This is a genomic window from Bartonella sp. OC16QHHD, from assembly GCF_042194035.1.
Taxonomy (GTDB): Bacteria; Pseudomonadota; Alphaproteobacteria; order Rhizobiales; family Rhizobiaceae; genus Bartonella.
On record NZ_JBHIMJ010000087.1, the window covers coordinates 1 to 1060 of the forward strand.

2 protein-coding genes and 1 pseudogene are annotated in these 1060 nt (G+C 35.9%); all 3 read right to left on the bottom strand.

Going from position 1 to position 1060, the window contains the following annotated elements; translation table 11 throughout:
• A pseudogene (locus ACFIK1_RS08820) lies at positions 1-470 on the bottom strand (hypothetical protein); the annotation flags it as partial.
• An 11-nt stretch (positions 471-481) separates the two neighbouring features.
• A complete protein-coding gene (locus tag ACFIK1_RS08825; RefSeq protein WP_375662607.1) occupies positions 482-679 on the bottom strand; it encodes a DUF1376 domain-containing protein in 198 nt (65 codons plus the stop codon).
• Complete coding sequence (locus tag ACFIK1_RS08830) at positions 669-1019, bottom strand: DUF1376 domain-containing protein (protein WP_375662608.1); 351 nt, start codon at positions 1017-1019, stop codon at positions 669-671. The genes ACFIK1_RS08825 and ACFIK1_RS08830 overlap by 11 nt, the downstream gene beginning before the upstream one ends.
• Positions 1020-1060 lie beyond the last annotated feature (41 nt).

A 1060-nucleotide genomic window follows, 5' to 3' on the forward strand; every position in this document is an offset into this window, starting at 1 on the left:
GAAAGTTGTTTTCCAACCTTTTTAACTTTTCGTGAAGGCAATTTCGCAATCATCGCTTCGTCAATTTGCCATCGGTTGTTAGCTTTGTTTGAAGTGTTGGTATTTTGCTCGCGAATGATTGGTTGTTTGGTTTCTATCGTTTTGATTTGTTCTGATTGAACATCATCACACTCGATTGGCTCGTCAACCAAATCGTTTGTTTCTAAATTTTCAAAATCAATTTCTCTTTTTGATAAAATAATATTTTTATTTTTTTTGTTATTGTTATTGTTAATGTTAATGTTAATGGCATCATCTAGCATTGCATAAGCATTGCTTGTAGCATTGCTATTAGCATTTTTAGCATCATTACGAGCATAAGTTGTATTTTTATCCCATCTTGCCTTTGCTGCCTTTTGTGCTCTTTCTGAAAACTTATTTAAATTATCATTTGAGTTATTGAGTTCCTCTTCAACTCTTAAACTCCACAAACGACCATCTTCTAAACGTATGATCNGACTCTCACTGAACAGCCAGCCCACCGTGCTAATTTTGGAGCATCTTCAATAATAGGGCGGCGCTCTTCATACATATATAAGACAAGTGTCATATAAAGACCTTTTTCCACTATACTCATGCCACTAACGTCAACAATCCATTGTGAAGAAAAAAGCCTCGTCCATGGCAACTTAGTTGACATACTTCACCTCCCTTTCTTTATTATTATTGCAAGTGAAATTATCTAGCTCTTCAGTGACGTTATTGAGTTCTTTTTCAACTTCTGAATTCCACAACCCACCATTGTCTAAACGTATGATGAATCCACCTTCAATCAAGGAATTCAAAGCTGCTTCAAACTCTTCTACTGGATAACCAACCCAAAAAGCTAATACCGTTAAGTCCTTTAAAATAGGTTCACCAGTATGGAGCATTAGAAGTCGCAACATGACATAGATACATTTCTCGGTCGGCGACAAACAACCAAGAGTAAGAAGCCATCTGTCTGCAAAAAGCCTCGTCCATGGTAATTTAATGGACATACCCCAATTCCCTTTCTTTAACTAAATATAAAATTGCTAAA